This is a genomic window from Alistipes intestinihominis (assembly GCF_040095975.1).
Lineage (GTDB): Bacteria > Bacteroidota > Bacteroidia > Bacteroidales > Rikenellaceae > Alistipes > Alistipes senegalensis.
In genome coordinates, this window is the sequence record NZ_JBBMFL010000001.1 from 298,251 (window position 1) to 317,946 (window position 19,696).

The 19,696-nt window shown below is 55.2% G+C and carries 10 protein-coding genes; 9 read left to right on the forward strand and 1 reads right to left on the reverse strand.

The window, feature by feature from the left end; genetic code table 11:
• The first annotated feature begins 233 nt into the window (after positions 1–233).
• From WMO46_RS01230 to WMO46_RS01270, 9 genes are all read left to right on the forward strand, one after another.
• Positions 234–4,367, forward strand: a complete 4,134-nt coding sequence (locus WMO46_RS01230; protein WP_349093616.1) for a hybrid sensor histidine kinase/response regulator transcription factor — start codon at positions 234–236, stop codon at positions 4,365–4,367.
• 131 nt (positions 4,368–4,498) lie between these two features.
• On the forward strand, positions 4,499–6,352 hold the full coding sequence (locus WMO46_RS01235; RefSeq protein WP_349093617.1) for a beta-N-acetylhexosaminidase: 1,854 nt from the start codon (positions 4,499–4,501) through the stop codon (positions 6,350–6,352).
• Between the two features lie 10 nt (positions 6,353–6,362).
• Positions 6,363–8,693: a beta-glucosidase family protein gene (locus WMO46_RS01240; protein WP_349093618.1), complete on the forward strand. Its 2,331-nt coding sequence runs from the start codon at positions 6,363–6,365 to the stop codon at positions 8,691–8,693.
• A gap of 34 nt (positions 8,694–8,727) precedes the next feature.
• A complete protein-coding gene (locus WMO46_RS01245) occupies positions 8,728–11,016 on the forward strand; it encodes a glycoside hydrolase family 3 protein (RefSeq protein ID WP_039940910.1) in 2,289 nt (762 codons plus the stop codon).
• Positions 11,017–11,038: 22 nt separating this feature from the next.
• On the forward strand, positions 11,039–12,625 hold the full coding sequence (locus WMO46_RS01250; RefSeq protein WP_014775056.1) for a beta-N-acetylhexosaminidase: 1,587 nt from the start codon (positions 11,039–11,041) through the stop codon (positions 12,623–12,625).
• A 32-nt stretch (positions 12,626–12,657) separates the two neighbouring features.
• Positions 12,658–13,767, forward strand: coding sequence for an acyltransferase family protein (locus tag WMO46_RS01255; protein WP_014775057.1), 1,110 nt, complete (start codon positions 12,658–12,660; stop codon positions 13,765–13,767).
• A 49-nt stretch (positions 13,768–13,816) separates the two neighbouring features.
• On the forward strand, positions 13,817–15,832 hold the full coding sequence (locus tag WMO46_RS01260) for a glycoside hydrolase family 97 protein (RefSeq protein WP_349093619.1): 2,016 nt from the start codon (positions 13,817–13,819) through the stop codon (positions 15,830–15,832).
• 4 nt (positions 15,833–15,836) lie between these two features.
• Positions 15,837–17,831, forward strand: a complete 1,995-nt coding sequence (locus tag WMO46_RS01265) for a glycoside hydrolase family 65 protein (RefSeq protein WP_009599083.1) — start codon at positions 15,837–15,839, stop codon at positions 17,829–17,831.
• A gap of 8 nt (positions 17,832–17,839) precedes the next feature.
• Positions 17,840–18,676: an endonuclease/exonuclease/phosphatase family protein gene (locus WMO46_RS01270; protein WP_009599127.1), complete on the forward strand. Its 837-nt coding sequence runs from the start codon at positions 17,840–17,842 to the stop codon at positions 18,674–18,676.
• Between the two features lie 59 nt (positions 18,677–18,735).
• Here WMO46_RS01270 and WMO46_RS01275 read toward each other — a convergent pair whose 3' ends face one another.
• A complete protein-coding gene (locus WMO46_RS01275) occupies positions 18,736–19,593 on the reverse strand; it encodes a metallophosphoesterase (protein WP_227901012.1) in 858 nt (285 codons plus the stop codon).
• Between the last annotated feature and the right edge of the window lie 103 nt (positions 19,594–19,696).

Genomic DNA, 19,696 nt, shown 5'->3' on the forward strand with positions numbered 1-19,696 from the left:
GGGAAAGCAGTTACAAAAGAATGAATTTTTATCGGCCGCGGGGTTGAATATTTTCCGGAAAGATTCTTTCCCGTATACGGATACCTTATTGAAATAAAGGCGAAATTGCAGTTGTCCGGACGTTTTGAGCCGTATTGCGCCGTTCTCTTTCGGCCAAATGATCGTACAATTCGGCGGGATGCAGTTGTGTTTCCCGAAAAAAATGTATACTTTAGTTTCCGAAAATACCCGTTATGCATCGTCGCTTTCTTATATCCCGTTTTTTCATAGTCTGCATCGGATTTGTCCTTTCCGAGATACAGATCGTTGCTGCCGAGTCTTTTCCTCAGGTGCGTTTCACCCCGTTACCTTCCGACATTCTGCCGTCGAACGAAGTGCGCAAACTTTATCAGGATTCCGATGGATATATCTGGATTCCAACTTATAACGGATTGGCCCGCTACGATGGATACGGAGCCATCACCTACGGTATGCGTGATGTTTCGAACGGGTTGTTCAACACGTTCGTCAATGTCGTTGCCGAGGACCACGACAAGAACCTGTGGATCGGAACCGAGCACGGCCTTTTTCGGCTCGACAAGGTTTCGGGAAACATCGTGGCCGACGAATATCCAGAGTTGGCGGATTGCAACATCGCAGTCATTCTGTGCGATACGGGCAACGGCATCTGGATCGGCGGCGACAAGGGCCTTTTCCGCAAAAATGCGCTCGACCGTAATTTTCATCCCGTCCCGATCTCCAATTCGGCGGGTCGTCCCGTCAAGGCGGTCACCTCCATCATCAAGGATGACAAACTGAACCTGTGGATCGCCGCTTTCGATCAGGGTTTGTTGCGTTATGATATCCGTGAGGATCGCGCCTATGCTTGCGACGATGCCGTGCTGCGTAAAGCACATGTTTTGGCACGTGATGTCGCGGGTAATATCTGGGTGGGTACGTGGGGCGCCGGAGTGGTGCGGCTGGTTAATCCTCTGGCCCCGGGACCGACCCGTTACGTGCATTATAAACACGTGCCGGGCAGAACGCACTCGCTGCTCGACGATATTATTTACGATATTGAGGAAAATCCCGAGCAGAATACCATCTGGATCGCTGGTCGCAGCGGGTTGAGCATCCTCCACGACATCGACAATCCCGATTCGTTCCAGAATTTCTTTCCCGGCGACAACGTGGGAGACCTGCCCTATAACGAGGTGAATTCGATCCTTCGAACCCGTGACGGACTGATGTGGATCGGTTTGTTGGGTGGCGGCGTCTGCAAGGTCCAGACCAGCGGAACCAAATTCGAGTCCGATCGGCTGGAACCGATCAGAACCCGTTACAACACGAGTTCTGTTCGAAGTATGTATTACGCCGGAAACGGCGACTTCTGGTTCGGGCTGCTTGATTTCGGCCTTATAAAATACAACATTCGAAGCGGTAAAATCGTCGATTACCACGAGCATCCCGATTTGAAGTCGCTTCCTTACACTTCGACCGTCAATACGATCATCCGCCGCTCGACTACCGGGGAACTGTATTTCGGAACGCAAAACGCCGGTATTTGGGTGTATAACGAAACGCAGCACAAGGTTCGGCAGATCAATCATTTCAACCAGCCGAACTTTCTGGACGACTGCGTGATTGCTCTGTGTGAGGATACGCACGGCAATCTGTGGATAGGCTCCCGGTTAGGTATTTACGTCGAATCGACAGACGGGCGTTTCCACACCGCTGCTGAATGGCTCGGATACGCTACGCCATTCGATCAGACTTATGTGTTCGACATCTGTTGCGACAAAGCAGGCGATGTCTGGATCGCTTCCAACGGTCAGGGCATTCTGCATATCCGTACGGCAGACGGAACCTGGAGGCAGTATACACGCGACAACGGCATGATTTCCGATCATGTCTATTGCCTGCAGGCCGACGATACGGGGTGTATCTGGGCCGGAACTTTTGCGGACGGACTTGCGGTCCGTATTCCTTCGGAAGGGAGCTTTAAGGCCGTGTCGGCTTTCCCGAATCTGGAAAACAAAGGTATCGGCAATATTGCCCGGGATGAAAACGGCCGGATGTGGATTACCACGAATAATTCGGTCTTTTCCTTTTCGCCGGACAGCCTGGGCAATCCCGAGCATATCAATACCTATATTATATCGGCCGACATGCAGTCGTTCTTCTTCAACCGAAACGCTTCGGCGCAGGTCGATTACGGACGCATTGCTTTCGGAGGATCGAATGGGCTGATGATATTCACCGGCAATCGCACGCAGCCCCACCAGACGAGACTGCCGATCGTGCTCACAGACTTCAAGGTGCACAATCGTTCGTTACGGACCATTCCCGCACGGGAACGATCGCGCATCTCTCTCCGGGATATCGATTACACGGATGCCGTGACGCTTACGCACGACCGGAACAACTTCTTCATCGAATTCTCGATGCTCTCCTATGCCAATCCGCGCGATCATATTTTTAGATACCGGCTCGACGGATTTGATAAGGAGTATGTTACGGCCGATTCGCACCACCGTTTCGCCTCATACAGCAATCTTTCACCGGGAACCTACACATTCCGTCTGCAGGCTGCCGGGGAAAACGGCGTGTGGAGCAGCAACGAGCGGACGCTCACAGTGCGGATACTCCCCGCCCCGTGGCTTTCGTGGTGGGCCTGGACGATCTATTCCGTGCTGCTGCTGGTGCTCGCCTATGGGGTCGTGCGGTTCCTGCGCTACAGGCTCCGGCTGCGTCAGGAGGTGCAGATTTCGAAGTTGGAGCGACAAAAAACCGAAGAACTGAATCATGCCAAATTGCAGTTTTTCACCAACGTCACTCACGAACTGATGACTCCGCTGACGATTATTCTTACTTCACTCCAGAACCTGAACAACGGCACAGGGGACAATCAGACTCTTTACGGTGTCATGTCGGCCAATGCGACGCGGCTGATGCGACTGATTCAGCAGATACTCGAATTCCGGAAAGTCGAGAGCGGGAATCTGAAAATCCGTGTTTCGCATGGCGATGTCGTCGGATTCGTTCGCCGGTGTGTGGAAACTTTTGCCCCGCTTGTGGCCCGAAAGCAGCTCAAGGTCTATTTCCGTGCTTCGTCGGAACAGGTCGACGGCTGGTTCGATCCCGACAAACTCGATAAGATCGTCTACAACCTGCTGTCCAATGCGACAAAATACACGCCCGACAAGGGTGAAATTATCATCCGGATCGAAACCGGAGACGACTGTTCGGTCTGCATTTCGGTCGCCAACAGCGGCGAACTGATGACCCAGCAGACTATCGACGGACTTTTTCGCCGGTTTTACGACGGCAATTACCGGAAACACCATACGATTGGGACCGGTATCGGTCTGTCGTTGGTCAAGGATCTCACCGACCTCCACCGAGGTTCAATCCGGGTGTCGAGCGACGAGCAGGACGGCAACTGTTTCCGAATCACGCTACCCATAGGTCGAGATGCTTATACCGAAGAGGAGATCGACGATGATACCGGAGACGATGCCGCGGAAAAAATTTACGAAGGGGCCGGAGAATTCGTTCCGGTGCAGCCCGATGCGGCGATGACCGATACCCCCTCCCGCACACGCACTGACCATACGCTGTTGGTCGTCGATGACAACGAAGAACTGCTCTTGTTGATCTCCAATCTTTTGGCGCCCTATTTCCGAATTGAAACGGCATCCGACGGAGAAGAAGCGCTTCGTATATTGTCCCGACAGCCGGTCGATCTGGTCGTTTCGGATATCATGATGCCCGGCATGGACGGTATCGAATTGTGCCGACGGATCAAGCAGACCTTCGAATACTGTCATATTCCGGTTATCCTGCTTACGGCCAAAAATGCCGACGAAAGCCGGATTGAAGGGTACAATTCGGGGGCGGACGGCTATGTCACCAAGCCCTTCAACCTGCAGTTGCTCTACGCTCAGATTGTCAATCAACTCCGAAAATTGGAGATTCGGGGCCTGCATTTCCGCAACCAGCCGGTTTTTGAGGTGGAGAAACTGGAGTATACTTCGATGGACGAAAAGTTCATGCGTCAGGCTATGGCGTGCGTCAATGCGCATATCGACGATTGCGAATTTGCACAGGCCGATTTTACCCGTGAAATGAATATGTCGCGTACGATTCTTACCGAAAAACTCAAATCGCTCACCGGGTTGACTCCGGCTGCATTCATCATTGACGTGCGACTGCGTGCTGCCTATCATTTGCTCGAAGAGCAGAAGAAGATGCGTATTGCCGATCTGGCCTATGCTTCCGGATTCAACGACCCGAAATATTTCAGTACGTGCTTCAGAAAGAAATTCGGATTCTCTCCCAAGGAATTTATCGACAGACTGAACGAAAAAGGCGATAAAATCGCTTGATTGTCCGCAGAAGCGGGCCTACAACCGTTTTTCGGTAAAAATTCGACCTGCATGATCCATGTCAGGAGTATTTTCGTACCCGGTAGATTTTGTCCCGGCAGAGTGGATGGAATCGGCTCAATCCATAGGATATGATTATGAAACTCATTTTTGCAATCTCCATTGTCGCTCTTTCGTTCTTCGGCACTGCCTGCCGGAGATCTGTCGGCGAAATGATTCTGGTGCCGATGCCGCAGGAGGCAACCTTTACGGGAGGTTACTTTGAAACGGACAGCGCCCGATTCGTGGAGCGTGCAGGCGATGGGTACGTTGCCTGCCGAATCGATCCTTCGGCTCCGGAGATTCGTCCGGAGGGTTACCGGCTGAAAGTGACTCGCCGGGGCATTGACCTTACGGCCCTGGATTCCGCGGGACTGTTCTACGGCCGGCAGACGCTGTGCCTGTTGGCGACCGCACAGGGGATTCCCTGCGTGGAAATCATCGATAATCCCTGTTTCGGTTATCGGGGTATTCATCTCGATGTTTCGCGGCACTTTTTCCCCGTTGAAACGATATTCCGGCTCCTCGATGAAATGGCACGGTACAAGCTTAACAAATTTCATTTCCACCTGGCGGATAACGGCGGCTGGCGCATCAGGATCGACGCTTATCCGCTGCTGACCCGGCTGGGAGCATTCCGTACGGAGTCCGACTGGCTCGAATGGTGGAGTTACGGTGACAGGCATTATGTACCCGAGGACACCCCGGGCGCTTATGGCGGTTACTATACGAAAGAGGAAATTCGCAGAATCGTTGCCTATGCTGCCGAACGCTTCATCGAGGTGATTCCGGAAATTGAGTTTCCGGGGCACTCCGACGAGGTTTTCGCAGCTTATCCGGAGCTCTGCTGTTCGGGCCGGGCCTATACTTCCGGCGAGTTTTGCGTCGGCAATCCGCTGTCGTTGAAATTTATGGACGAGGTCATGACCGAGGTTCTGGAGTTGTTCCCCTCGAAATACATCCATATCGGCGGCGGCGAGGCCGACCGGACAGCTTGGAAGAGCTGTCCCAGATGCCGGCATCTGGCCAGGGAGTTGGGCGGAGTGGACCAGGTGCAATGCTATCTGGTTGAACACACCGAAAAGTTTCTGGCGGAACACGGACGCACGATGATCAGATGGGATGAAATCCTGAAGAACAACCTGCGGTCCACCTCTACAGTAATTTCCTACAGGGGGCAGCGAGGAGGCATCGAGGCGGCCAATCGCGGTTACGATGTGGTCATGTCGCCGGGCGAGATCCTCTATTTCGACTGGTATCAGGCCGATCCTCATACACAGCCGCGCGCAATGGGCGGTTTCTCGCCGATCCGGAAGATGTACGGTTTTCATCCCGTCCCCGATACCCCTGCAAAGGCGGCCGACAATGAATCGATAATTCGCGGTGAATTCGTTTCGCCGGATTCGGTCGAATATATCTATGACGGCGGCAAAGAGCACGTCATCGGGGTACAGGGTTGCACATGGACCGAGTTTATAGAAACGGAAAAACATTTGGAATACATGATTTTCCCGCGTTTGCTGGCAGTTTCCGAACTTGCCTGGACTCCCCGGGAGCGACGTGAGTGGAATGATTTCCGTCGTCGTATCAATGTTCATGTATCGTTGCTGCATGCGCGGGGAATCAATGCTTTTCCATTGAGCGACGACGTTGTGATTACGGCTCAGATGCTTTCCGAAGGCAAAAAGGCCCGGGTGACGCTCGACACGGAGAAATATCCCGCCGAAGTACGCTATACTTTGGACGGTACGGTCCCGGTTCCCGGATCAGACCTTTACGACGGGCCTTTTGTCGTGAAAGCGGGGACAACCGTCCGGGCGGCGCTCTTTGTCGCAGGCAGGATGGAGGGGACCATGACGGAACTCTATGTCGATGCCCGCCGCAATGTCGATAATTACTATACTTATCTGAATACTCCCGAGGTATACGCCTCGACAGACCGTTAATTGATACTTTATGAAAAAACTACTGATCGCATTGTTTTTGTTTCCCGTGACGCTGGTCGTGGCGGTTCCGTCTGCAAAGCCCCGGTTGGGCGAGGCTCCGGTCCGGAAGATCGTTGCGGCTATGAGCCTTGAGGAGAAGGCCGGCCTGCTGGTGGGAACCTCAATGGAGGGTTACGCTGGCGAGGGCGCTGTAACGGGCCGCACGTTGAAAACAGTTCCCGGTTCGGCCGGAACTACCCGCTCTTTGGAATCCTACGGCATTCCGACAACGGTGATGGCCGACGGTCCTGCGGGCCTTCGTATCGATCCGGAACGTGCAGGAGATGCACGGACTTATTTCTGTACGGCTTTTCCGATCGGCACGATGCTCGCCTCGACCTGGGACGAGGCGGCTATTGAACGCTGTGGCGCAGCAATGGGTAACGAGGTGCTCGAATATGGCTGTGACGTGATTCTCGGTCCGGGTATGAACATCCACCGCCATCCGCTCTGCGGCCGCAATTTCGAATATTATTCCGAGGACCCGTTGCTGAGCGGCAAATGCGGCGCGGCGATGGTGCGGGGCATTCAGTCGCAAGGCGTAGGGACTTCGGTCAAGCACTTTGCGGCCAACAACCAAGAGTCGATGCGCTTACAGAATGACGCCCGGGTGTCGCAACGTGCGTTGCGTGAGATTTACCTGCGAGGATTCGAGATCGCCGTCAAGGAGGGGCGTCCATGGACGGTCATGTCGTCCTACAATCGTATCAACGGACCTTATACGCAGGAGAACCGCGAGTTACTGACCACTGTTCTGCGCGACGAATGGGGCTACGAAGGTCTTGTCGTGTCGGACTGGATCGGAAAACGTAACACCGTGGCACAAGTACATGCCGGCAACGACCTGATGATGCCGGGAGAACCGGTTCAGGCGAGAGAGATTGTAGAAGCGGTGCGCAGCGGGAGACTCGCCGAGGCGGATGTTGACCGGTGTGTGACCCGTGTACTCGAATATATTCTGCGGACGCCCCGTTTCCGGAAACAAGCCGTGTCGGAGACTCCCGACTTGGAAGCACATGCCGCCGTATCGCGTCAGGTGGCAGCAGAAGGCATGGTTTTGCTCCGCAACGAAGGCGCTGCTTTGCCGCTTGCCGCAGGATGTAATCTCTCGGTGTTCGGAGTCAATGCCTATGATTGCATTGCCGGAGGTACGGGCGCCGGACACGTCAACAAAGCCTATACGGTCGATTTGGACGAAGGCTTGCGCAACGCCGGATTCCGGCTTAACACCCGTACGGCAGATCTCTATGCAAAATACATGTCTTTCGGTGAGGCACTGCTCGCGGAGCAGAACGCCCTGCGTTATTTGGGCGAAAAGTGGTTTGTCCCCGAAACGACGCTGACGCCGGAATTCATCGCTTCGCGTGCGGCGGACAGCGATGCGGCCATCGTTGCCTTAGGCCGCAATTCGGGTGAATACAACGATCGTCCTACATCGGATTTCTACCTGACGGAAGCCGAACGGGAACTGCTCGAATCGGTCTGCTCGGCGTTTCATGCCGCGGGTAAGAAGGTGGTCGTGGTGCTCAATATCGGCGGCGTGATCGAAACCATGTCGTGGAAGGAACTTCCCGACGCTATCTTGTTGGCCTGGCAGGGAGGTTTGGAAGCCGGGAATGCCATGGCTGATGTTTTGAGCGGCCGCGTATCGCCTTCGGGAAGGCTGCCGATGACTTTTCCGGCGGATTATTCGGATCATCCGTCATCGAAGAATTTTCCGCTCGACTATCGGGGGCGCTGCGGCGATTGGGCCGACGACGCCCCGGAACGGCACCTGCGAAACCTGGGATTCACTTGTTACGAGGAGGATATCTGGGTGGGTTACCGCTATTTCTCGACCCATGCTCCGGAGGCGGTGTCCTATCCTTTCGGCTATGGTTTGGGGTATACGACCTTCGAGTGGACGGATGCGGCCGTCAGGCGTTCCGGGACGGATTATGCGGTAACGCTCCGTGTAACCAATACAGGTTCGCGCGCCGGACGGGAGGTCGTTGAACTTTATGTTGCAGCCCCGCAAGGGGCGCTGCCGAAGCCCGTGCGCGAATTGAGGGCTTTTGCCAAAAGCCGGGAATTGCAGCCCGGGGAGTCGCAGGCGCTGACCCTTCGTTTCGCGGCTGCCGATCTGGCCTCGTTCGACGAGCGTATTTCGGCGTTTGTCGTCGATTCGGGGCGCTATATGGCCGAACTGGGGCGTTCTGCCGACGACATTGTCCAGCGGCTGCCTTTTGTCGCCAAAGCTTCCGAGCGCAAGGTGCATGACGTACTGAAACCGCAGGAGCCCCTGCGACGACTCAAATTCTGATGCAATGAAAATAATAGCTTGTTTGTTGATTTGTATGGGCTGCAATGCGCTGTTTGCAGCAGTGCCGCCCGCTATCCGGCCCGATGCGAAGATCGAAACCCGGATTGAAAAGATACTCGGCCGCCTGACGCTTGAAGAGAAAATCGGCCAAATGTGTCAGTTGACCGTCAGCATGGTGACCGATATGAATGATTCCGGGCATCCGTTCATCAGCGATGAGCTGCTCGATACGGTCATCGGACATTACAAAGTCGGGTCGATTCTCAACGTACCGTTCGATGAGGCGCAGTCCCGGGAGGCATGGACGCAGATTATCGGTAGGATTCAGCGTCGTTCGCTCGACTGCCTGGGGATTCCCTGCATTTACGGTGTCGATCAAATGCACGGTGCTTCCTACACCCGCGGTGCAACCTTTTTTCCGCAGGGGATCAACATGGGTGCCGCGCTGAACTGTGAACTGATGCGCCGTTCGTCGGAGATTTCGGCTTATGAAACCCGTGCCTGTGCCATTCCGTGGAATTTTGCGCCGGTGATGGATTTGGGACGCGATCCCCGATGGTCGAGGATGTGGGAGAGTTACGGAGAGGATGTTTGTGTCAATTCCCGGTTGGCGGCGGCTTCCGTGCGCGGTTTGCAGGGCGATGATCCCAATCGGATCGGGATGTATCGGGTGGCTGCTTGTTTGAAGCATTTCATGGCCTACGGCGTCCCCGTGTCGGGCAAGGACCGAACGCCTTCGTCCGTTACGCGCAACGCCCTGCGCGAAAAATATTTTGCCCCCTTTCTCGAATGTATCCGGGCCGGGGCGCTGTCGTTGATGGTCAACTCGTCCAACAACGACGGTATGCCCTTTCATGCCAACCGCGAGTTGCTCACGGGGTGGTTGAAGGAAGAACTGAACTGGGACGGGGTGATCGTTACGGATTGGAATGATATTTACAATCTATATGAGCGGGATCATATCGCCGAGAGCCGCAAGGATGCGGTTCGGATCGCTATAAATGCCGGGATCGATATGGCCATGGTCCCTTTGGACCGGGATTTCTGCGTCTATCTCCGTGAACTGGTCGAGGAAGGGCTGGTTTCCGAAAGACGCATCGATGATGCCGTTCGTCGGATTTTGCGGTTGAAAATGCGCATCGGGCTGTTCGAAGAGCCGTTCCCGGACACTTCGAAGTTCGATCGTTTCGCGAGTGATGAATTCGCCGCCGTGGCTTTGCAAGCTGCTGAAGAGTCGGAGGTGCTGCTCAAAAACGACGGAGGTCTGCTACCGCTCCCGAAGTCGGCGCGTATCCTGCTCACCGGCCCCAATGCCAATTCCATGCGCTGTCTCAACGGCGGCTGGTCTTACACCTGGCAGGGTGAGCGTTGCGATGAGTTTGCAGATCGTTACAATACGATTTACGAGGCCTTGGCGCGTAAATTCGATCATGTTACCTGGATTCCAGGCGTAGAATACGGCACCCCCTCGGAGAATTGGCAGGTGGAGCGTGTGCGGGGAATCGGCGAAGCAGTCTCGGCAGCGGCCGATGCAGACGTGATTGTCGTCTGCATCGGCGAGAACTCCTATTGTGAAACTCCGGGCAACATGAATGATCTGAACTTGTCGCAAAACCAGAAAAAACTGGTCCGCGAACTGGCGTCTACGGGGAAACCCCTCGTATTGGTGTTGAACGAGGGACGGCCGCGTCTGATCGGCGATATAGAGCCGTTGGCGCAGGCTGTCGTCGATATCCTGCTGCCCGGCAATTACGGGGGTGACGCACTGGCCAATCTGCTTGCCGGGGATGCGAACTTCAGCGCCCGGCTTCCCTTTACCTATCCGCGCTGGCCCGATGCGTTGGCCACCTATGACTACAAACCCTGTCAGAAAAGGGGTACGATGGAGGGCGAATACAACTACGATGCCGTGATGGACGTGCAATGGCCTTTCTGCCACGGATTGAGTTACACTACATTCGAATACGGAAATCTGCGGGCTAACCTTACGGAATTTCGGGCCGGAGATACGCTTTCGTTCACGGTCGATATCTCCAATACAGGCGACTGCGCGGGCAAGGAGGCCGTATTGCTCTGGTCGAGCGATTTGGTGGCAAGCCTGACGCCTGACGTGATCCGGCTGCGCAATTTCGAGAAGATCTCCCTTGAACCGGGCGAAACCCGTACGGTGACGCTTTCGATACCGGCATCCGATCTGGCGTTTGTCGGTTATGACGGTCGCTGGCGGCTCGAAAAGGGCGATTTCCGGATCCGTATGGGTACGGAGACCCTGTTCGTCCGATGCGTGGAAACCCGGGTGTGGGACACCCCTAACATTCCCTGAAACCGTTCTAAAACATACCGATATGAAAAATGTTTTTTTTGCCGTCATGGCGCTTGCTGTTTCATTTACGGAAACCCGAGCGGCGGATTCTCCCGCGATCGTTCCCATGCCTCAGCACATCGCTTACGCAACTGGCGAAGGAGCGGTGCTCTCCGCCGGATCGCGGATCGCTGTACCCGGCGGGGCTAAAGCGTTGCGGAGTGTCGCGGAACTCTTTGTGCGGGATATTTGCCGGGAACATGGACTTCGGCTGAAAGTTTCCGGAATTTCCGAAAGCGGCATCGTACTCGGGATCGATCCGGCGCTCAGGGCGGAGGCCTATTCGCTCGACATCGGCCAAGGGCGTGTCGCCGTGACGGGCGGTTCCCCTTCGGGACTCTTCTACGGATTGCAGAGCTTGCGTCAACTTATCTCGCAGTATGGCATGCGACTTCCGGCAGTGCATGTGGAGGATGAACCTTGTTTCGCTTATCGCGGCGCCATGCTCGACTGCTGCCGTCATTTCTTCACGGTTGACGAGATCAAAACGTTCATCGACATATTGGCGCTCCACAAACTCAACCGTTTTCACTGGCATCTGACCGACGACCAGGGATGGCGTATCGAGATCAGGCATTATCCCGGATTGACGAAAGAGGGGTCACGGCGTGCCGAAACAGTCCTTGGACGCAATACGAATATCTACGACGGCATACCTTCGGGAGGATACTATACGCAGCGACAAATTCGTGACGTCGTAGCCTATGCGGCCGAACGGTTCATTACGGTCATCCCTGAAATCGAAATGCCGGGACATGCCTCGGCGGCACTGGCGGCCTATCCCTGGCTGGGGTGTGCCGGTGAGGGGTATATGGTACGGACGCGATGGGGCGTATTCCCGGAAGTTTATTGCGCGGGCAAGGATTCGACGTTCGAATTCATGGAGAACGTGCTTGCAGAGGTGTGTGAACTGTTTCCCTCGGAATATATCCATATCGGCGGGGATGAGTGTCCCAAACAGAGTTGGACGAGCTGTCCCGCCTGTCAGCAGCGTATCCGTAATGAGCGGTTAGAGCATGAAAACGAATTGCAGAGTTATTTTGTCCATCGGATTGAAAAATGGCTCAACGCCCGGGGGCGCAATCTGATCGGGTGGGACGAAATACTCGAAGGAGGGATTTCAAAGACGGCTACGATTATGTCGTGGCGCGGTGCCGATGGCGGCGTTGCCGCTGCCAAGGCCGGGAATCAGGTGATCATGACCCCCAACACGCATTGTTATCTCGATTATTTTCAGACGCAGGAGCCGGAGCGCCTCGAACCACTCGGTATCGGCGGTTACGTGCCGGTTCGTAAGGTTTATTCGTTCGATCCCTATGACCGTCTTTCTTCAGCGGAACAATCCTGTATTCAGGGAGTACAAGGGAATATATGGACGGAATATATCGCTTCTTTTGCCCATGCACAGCATATGGCCTTGCCGCGGCTGGCCGCATTAGCGGAGGTGGGATGGGCCTGCGACCGCCGCGATTTCGGGGATTTCACCCGGCGCATGACGGTATTCCGGAAACTTTACGACAAATGCGGCTATCGCTACGCCTCCTATTTCTTCGATGGAACGGGCGAATAAATCGGTCTACCGGTGCTAAATATACTGCGATGATGAACCCGAACAGACGACTTTTATCTTTGGACACCCTGCGGGGGGTCGATATGTTCTTTATTATGGGCTTTTCAGGGCTCGTGACCTCGTTGTGCGCACTGTGGCCCGGATCTTTTACCGATATGCTTGCGTCGCAGATGCAGCATGCGGCGTGGAATGGACTAACGATTCAAGACACGATCTTTCCTCTGTTTCTTTTTATCGCAGGCGTGGCGTTCCCCTTCTCGCTGGCCAAACAGCGTGCACGCGGATTCGGCAGAAAACGGATTCTGGACCGGATTTTCCGCCGCGGACTGATTCTTGCCCTGTTGGGAATGGTTTATAACGGGTTGTTCGAGCTCAATTTCTCCTCGTTGCGCATAGCAAGCGTGCTGGGACGGATCGGCTTGGCCTGGATGTTCGCCGCACTGCTCTGCGTGTATTGCAGCGTGAGAACTCGGATAGCTGTTGCCGGGATTATCCTAATAGGCTATTCACTGCTGCTCGGCCTGGTCGTAGCCCCCGATGCTCCGGTCGGTGCCGATCCGCTTTCGGTGGAGGGGTGTCTGGCCGGATGGATTGACCGACAGTACCTTCCCGGACACATCCTTTACGGGGCATTCGATCCGGAAGGGATATTGAGCACCCTGCCGGCAGTCGTATCGGCTCTATTCGGAATGTTCACCGGCGAATTTTTGCTCGATGGCCGGAGAGGGCTCTCTGGCTCTTGGAAAGCGTTCTATATGGCCGTCGCCGCACTGGCGATCACGACGGCGGGCTTGTGCTGGAATCTTATCATGCCGGTCAACAAGAATTTATGGAGCAGTTCGTTCACTTGCGTGGTCTCCGGTTATTCGCTGGGGATGACCGCCTTGTTTTATTACCTGATTGACGTGTGCGGGTACAAACGATGGACGTTCGTTTTCCGGGTTATCGGATTGAATTCCATTACGATTTATATGGCGCAGCGGATTATTCCACTGCGTTATGCGTCCGATTTTTTCGTCGGCGGACTTGCTTCCAAATGCAGTGAAACAGTAGGGGCGGTGATCTACGATATAGGTTATATCGTGCTCTGCTGGCTGTTTCTCTATTTCTTGTATCGAAAAAACACTTTCCTTAAGGTATGACCGGCAAATAGCCCGAAAATTACAATAACCTCATTTAAATAAATTTAGCATGAACCAAACTTTGAAGTTCTCGTTCCGGAACTTGTTTTTGTCCTGTGTGTGCTTGCTTCTGTTTGCATGCGGCGGGAATCCGGAGATAATTTCTCCCGACGGGCGCACACGCCTTTCGTTCGTGACGGGCGCCGACGGCTGCATGGCCTATACCGTCGAACGCGACGGCAAACCTTTGATCCTTCCTTCTGCCTTGGGCCTCGTGGTGCAAGAACGGAACCTCGCCGGCGGCTTTTCGGTACGGGAGATTGTGAAAAGGTCCGTGGACGAAACATGGACGCAGCCGTGGGGCGAAAATAAAATCCTGCGCGATTGCCACAACGAAATGACGGCGGTATTGAAAAACGACGACGGCGTGTTGCTGACGCTTCGTTTCCGGGCTTTTGACGACGGTGTGGCATTCCGCTATGAATGGGAGGTGCCGGACCTCGATTCGCTGACCGTCACCGATGAACTGACCGAATTCCGCTTCGCCGAAGACGGCGTGTCGTGGTCGATTCCTGGAAATTTCAACACCTATGAATTGTTGTATCGCGAACTGCCGGTTTCGGCCGTCGAAAACGCCAATACGCCTTTCACATTCCGTGTGGAGGGCACATACGGTTCGATTCACGAAGCGGCGCTGTACGATTTCCCCGAAATGAATCTCTACCGGACCGATTCGCTGGCCTTCAAAGCCGAGTTGGCTCCGCTGCCTGACGGTATAAAGGCTCGTATTCCCTCGAAATTCATGACGGCGTGGCGGACGATCCAAGTGGGAGACAAAGCGGTGGACCTGATCAACTCGTCGCTGATCCTTAACCTGAACGAGCCTTCGAAGATTGCTGACACTTCGTGGATCAAACCGCAGAAATATATCGGCGTATGGTGGGGACTGCATCTCGGCACCCATACATGGACAATGGGACCCCGGCATGGAGCGACGACGGAGAATGCTCTGCGTCATATTGACTTCGCAGCGGCGAACAATATTCAGGGAGTGTTGTTCGAAGGGTGGAACGAAGGCTGGGAGAACTGGGGTAAAACGCAGCACTTCGATTATGTGAAGCCCTATGCAGATTTCGATCTCGACCGCATTGCCGCGTATGCCCGGGAGAAGAACATCGAGTTGTGGATGCACAATGAAACGGGTGGTAATATTCCTGAATATGAAGCGGCTCTGGAAACGGCTATGCAGCGCTATGCCGGATTGGGTGTGCATGCCGTCAAAACGGGATATGCCGGAGGCTTCAGGGACGGCCAGCTCCACCACTCGCAGTATGGCGTGCGGCACTACCAGCGTGTCGTCGAGACGGCGGCCCGTTATGGGATCGTCATCGATGCCCACGAGCCGATCAAGGATACGGGCATTCGCCGCACGTGGCCCAATATGATGACCCGGGAGGGGGCACGCGGCATGGAGTGGAACGCATGGTCGGAAGGGAACTCCGCGGAGTATCTCTGTACGCTGCCTTTCGTACGGCTCCTGAGCGGTCCGATGGATTATACGCCGGGGGTATTCGATCTTGATTACTCGCGCGTCCGGGGCCGGGAAACCGGAATGCAGGAGTGGAACGGCGACAACAATTCGTGTTGTATCAAGACTACGCTGGCACGTCAGATTGCCAACTGGGTGATTATTTATTCTCCGCTTCAGATGGCGTCCGATCTGATCGAAAACTACGAGGGACATCCGGCTTTCCAATTCTTCCGGGATTTCGATGCCGACTGTGACTGGTCCGAAGCATTGCAGGGTGAACCCGGCGAATATATTGTCGTCGTACGCCGTGCGGATGACAGTTTCTTCCTGGGCGCCGGCACGAACGATGAGCCCCGGACATTGACCCAGAAACTCGGCTTCCTGAAGTCCGGTATGACTTATACTGCAACGATCTATGCCGACGCTCCGGATTCTGCGGAGAATCCCGAAAACTATCGCATCGAAAAACGGACCGTGACTTCTGCCGATATGCTCGAAATTGCAATGACTGCCCGTGGCGGGCAGGCCGTGACGTTTGTTCCCGTAAATGAATAGAACCATGATGAGACTTGTTTTTTGGGGCGTGCTGCTGTCGGTCGTTCCGCTGTCGGTCGATGCCCGCAGCGAAGGGTGGGTAATTACCGCACGAGATACCACGGCTGATTATTTTGCCGTCGCCATGGCCAACGGAGAAATTGGCGTAGCCGTGGGGCGGGAGCCTTTTGCCCTCGGTTCTGTGATTCTGGGAGGGAGTTATGAGCCGGGGTTCGGAGATGATGTGAGTCGTATTCTGGAAGGGATCAATCCGCTGGGGTTGACAATGGCTGTCGATGGTCATCGGTTCGATCCGTCGGAGGTCCGTCCACAGCATCAGTCGGTCGATATGCGGCGTGCAGTGCACACGACCCGTTTTTCAACGGACGGTGTGACGGTCGTCTATCGTATACGGGCCTTGCGGAACATGCCTTACGCTCTTATGACAGAAGTGGAAGTGACGGCGGAACGCGATGCAGAGGTTCTTTTTTCAAACGGTCATACCGTTCCCGGAGAGTTCGCCGACACCCTGCGGGAGTCGCGCACGGTCGGATGTGAGGACGGCAGCCGTATTGCCGTACAGCGCACTTCCGGCAGTTACAACCGCGGCCGCGACCATATTGTGGCTTCGTCGACTTTTCTTTGCGGTGAAGGGTGCGAAGCGGTCTCACCGGAAAGCGTGAGGATTGTTCTGCGCAAGGGCGGCCGGGCGTCGTTCTCCCTTGTGGGAACAATCTGTACTACAGCCGCTTTCGCCGACCCGTGGAATGAATCGGAAAGGCAGGCTATTTATGCAGCCCGGGAGGGAGCGGCGCAACTCGTTGCGGCACACGAACGGAAATGGGCGGAGTTGTGGCAGGGCGATATCGAGATCGAAGGCGATCCCACGGCACAGTTGGATGTGCGTTTCGCCTTGTTCAACCTTTACGGCTCTATCCGTGAAGGCAGTCGCCGGAGTATTCCGCCGATGGGCCTTTCGGCCCGGGGCTTTTACAACGGTCATATCTTCTGGGATTCTGAGATCTGGATGTATCCGGCGCTGCTGGTGCTCCGGCCCTGCCTGGCGCGCCAGATGCTCGATTACCGAACCGACGGACTCGATGCGGCCCGTCGTCGGGCCTACGCCCACGGCTATCGGGGCGCGATGTTCCCCTGGGAAGGGGATGACCGGGGCGAGGAGGCTACGCCGACCTTTGCCCTCACCGGTCCGCTCGAACATCATATTACAGCCGATATCGCCATCGCCAGCTGGAACTATTACTGTGTGACGCAGGACCGGGAGTGGCTGCGCCGCGAGGGTTTCCCGCTGATGCGCGAGGCTGCACGTTTCTGGTGCGATCGCGTTACGGCGAATGCCGACGGCAGCTACTCGATCCGCAATGTGATCGGAGCCAACGAATACGCCGTCGGCGTCACGGACAATGCCTTTACCAACGGCGCGGCCCGCCGGGCACTGGAGTACGCTTCGGCTGCGGCGGAGCTTTGCGGCGAGCGTCCCGATCCGCAGTGGAGTGCGGTAGCCGCGGGCCTTCGCATCCCGCACTTCGCCGACGGAACGACGCGCGAGCATGCCGGCTACGACGGCGAGATGATCAAACAGGCCGATGCCAACCTGCTGGGCTATCCGCTGGGCATCGTGACCGGACGCGAAGCTCAGTTGCGCGATCTGGAATACTACGAGCGCCGAATCGATCCGCGTAACGGTCCGGCGATGAGTTACTCGGTTTTTGCGATTCAGTATGCCCGGCTCGGAATGGCCGAAAAAGCCTGCGAAATGTTCCGTCGCTCCTACTTGCCCAACCTGCGGCCGCCGTTCGGGGTGTTTGCCGAAACGGCCACCAGCGGCAATCCCTATTTCATGACGGGTGCGGGCGGCATGTTGCAGGCCGTGCTGTTCGGATTCGGCGGGCTGGAGATTACGGCGGACGGTCTCGTGCAGCGCCCGTCTGTCCTGCCGCCGCAATGGAAGAATCTGAGAATCAAAATAAATGGTAAAATCTATCAGGCAACGAACCAATAAATATTCCGATGAAAAAGACAATGCTTTTTTTGCTGCTTGCGTTCTGTTTCTCGAACTCGGTCCAGGCTGGTCAGGATGCAGTATCTATCAAACTGATTTCTTTCAATATGCGTACCAGTTGGGGGCGCGACGGCGACAACAGTTGGCCGAACCGTCGTCACGCCACGGCGCAAATGCTCCGGCAGGAGGCTCCCGATGTGATGGGCGTGCAGGAAGCCATGCAAGACCAGTTGTATTACATCGACACCGAATGTCCCCGGTATGCCCGTGTCGGCGAAGATCGTGACGGTGGGGCCGAAGGTGGCGAAACGATGGCGGTGTTCTACCTCCGCGACCGGTTCGAACTGCTGGACAGCGGCACCTTCTGGATCAGCGAGACTCCCGACAACGTGTCGCGCGGGTGGGATGCGGCCTGCAACCGCACGGTAACATGGGTCGAATTGCGCGACAAGAGTTCGGGCAAGGAGTTTTTCTATTTCAACACTCACCTCGACCACCAAGGGAAAATTGCCCGTGAGGAGGGTGTGAAACTGATCGTGACGAAGATTCGACAGATTGCCGGTAAGAAAGCAGCGGTTATCTTGGGCGGAGACCTTAATACATCCATTGACAATCCGCATCTCAAGCCGTTGACCAGACTGATGGCTTCGGCACGCGATACAGCGGCGGAAACCGATCAAAAGGGAACATTCAATGGTTTCGGATCGGCTCCGGACACGATTATTCTCGATCATCTTTTCTACCGCGGCAGGATGAAATGTCGAAAGTTCGTCACCCTCGACGGCGATTACGGGGCGCCTTACATTTCGGATCACTATCCGATAGCAATGGTTTTTACGCTCTGAAAGCGACGAGGCCGATTCGTCGAACCGGCCTCGTCGTACCGTCCGGAATTTGAACTCCGTTATCGGAGAGCCTGGATCAGTCCGGTTCGAGCGTCCGGTATTTCATCGAGCGGATAGTACCGGTGGATGATCGTTCGATCCTTGATGACAATAATCCGCACTCCCGAAGGAGCGTCTCCCAACGGTCGGCCCACGGCACTCGTGGTTATCATTCCGATGTTGTCGTACGATGTCTCCGCGTTGTCGTGCAAATGTCCCGTAAAGACGGTTTGCACACCGGTTTCCCGGAACAGTTCGAAATATCTCCGGCGTTTTTCCGGCGAAATGGTCGAATAGCCGTCCGGTTCGTCGATTTGCCGGAGAAAGAACGGGTGGTGTGCGAAGACAAGAGATGTCCGGCTGGCCCTTTTCTTTTTGAGCGAACGGGCCAGCCACCGGAACTGATTCTCTTCTTTCGAGGGGTCCCGGGTTTCGTCTTTCAGGTAATCCGAGTTGATGCCGGTCAGTAGGATCCCGTTCACACGCACACAGAAGCGGTCGGTTCCGAGGTGTTTCGTGTAGGGTTCCACATCGACGGAACCCTCTTCCAGCCGGACGTCGTGGTTGCCCGGGAGATAAAGGGTCTTGATGCGGGGATTTATTTCTGCGACGATCCGCAGGAATTCCGTCCATTGGCTCTCGTCCGCTGCATTGTGCACGTAATCGCCGGTGAAGACGACGACATCGGGGCGGAGCCTGTTTATTGCTTCGACGGTTTTTGTGAGGGTGCGGGTTTCATAGGCCATGTCGCGGTTGTCGGCATAGAACCCCATCTGGGGGTCCGAAACCTGCATGATGATCGTGACCGGAGATTTTTCCCTTGCGGATGTGAGTGCGGCCGTCAGACAGCAAAGAGTTGTTAAAATGATCTTTTTCATTGGATTATAGATGAATGCATAGCCAAAAATAACGAATGGGTTGCCGAAATCCAAAAAAAAACGAAGGAATCCCACTTTATTTTCCTTACGGTGTTTTTCCGGT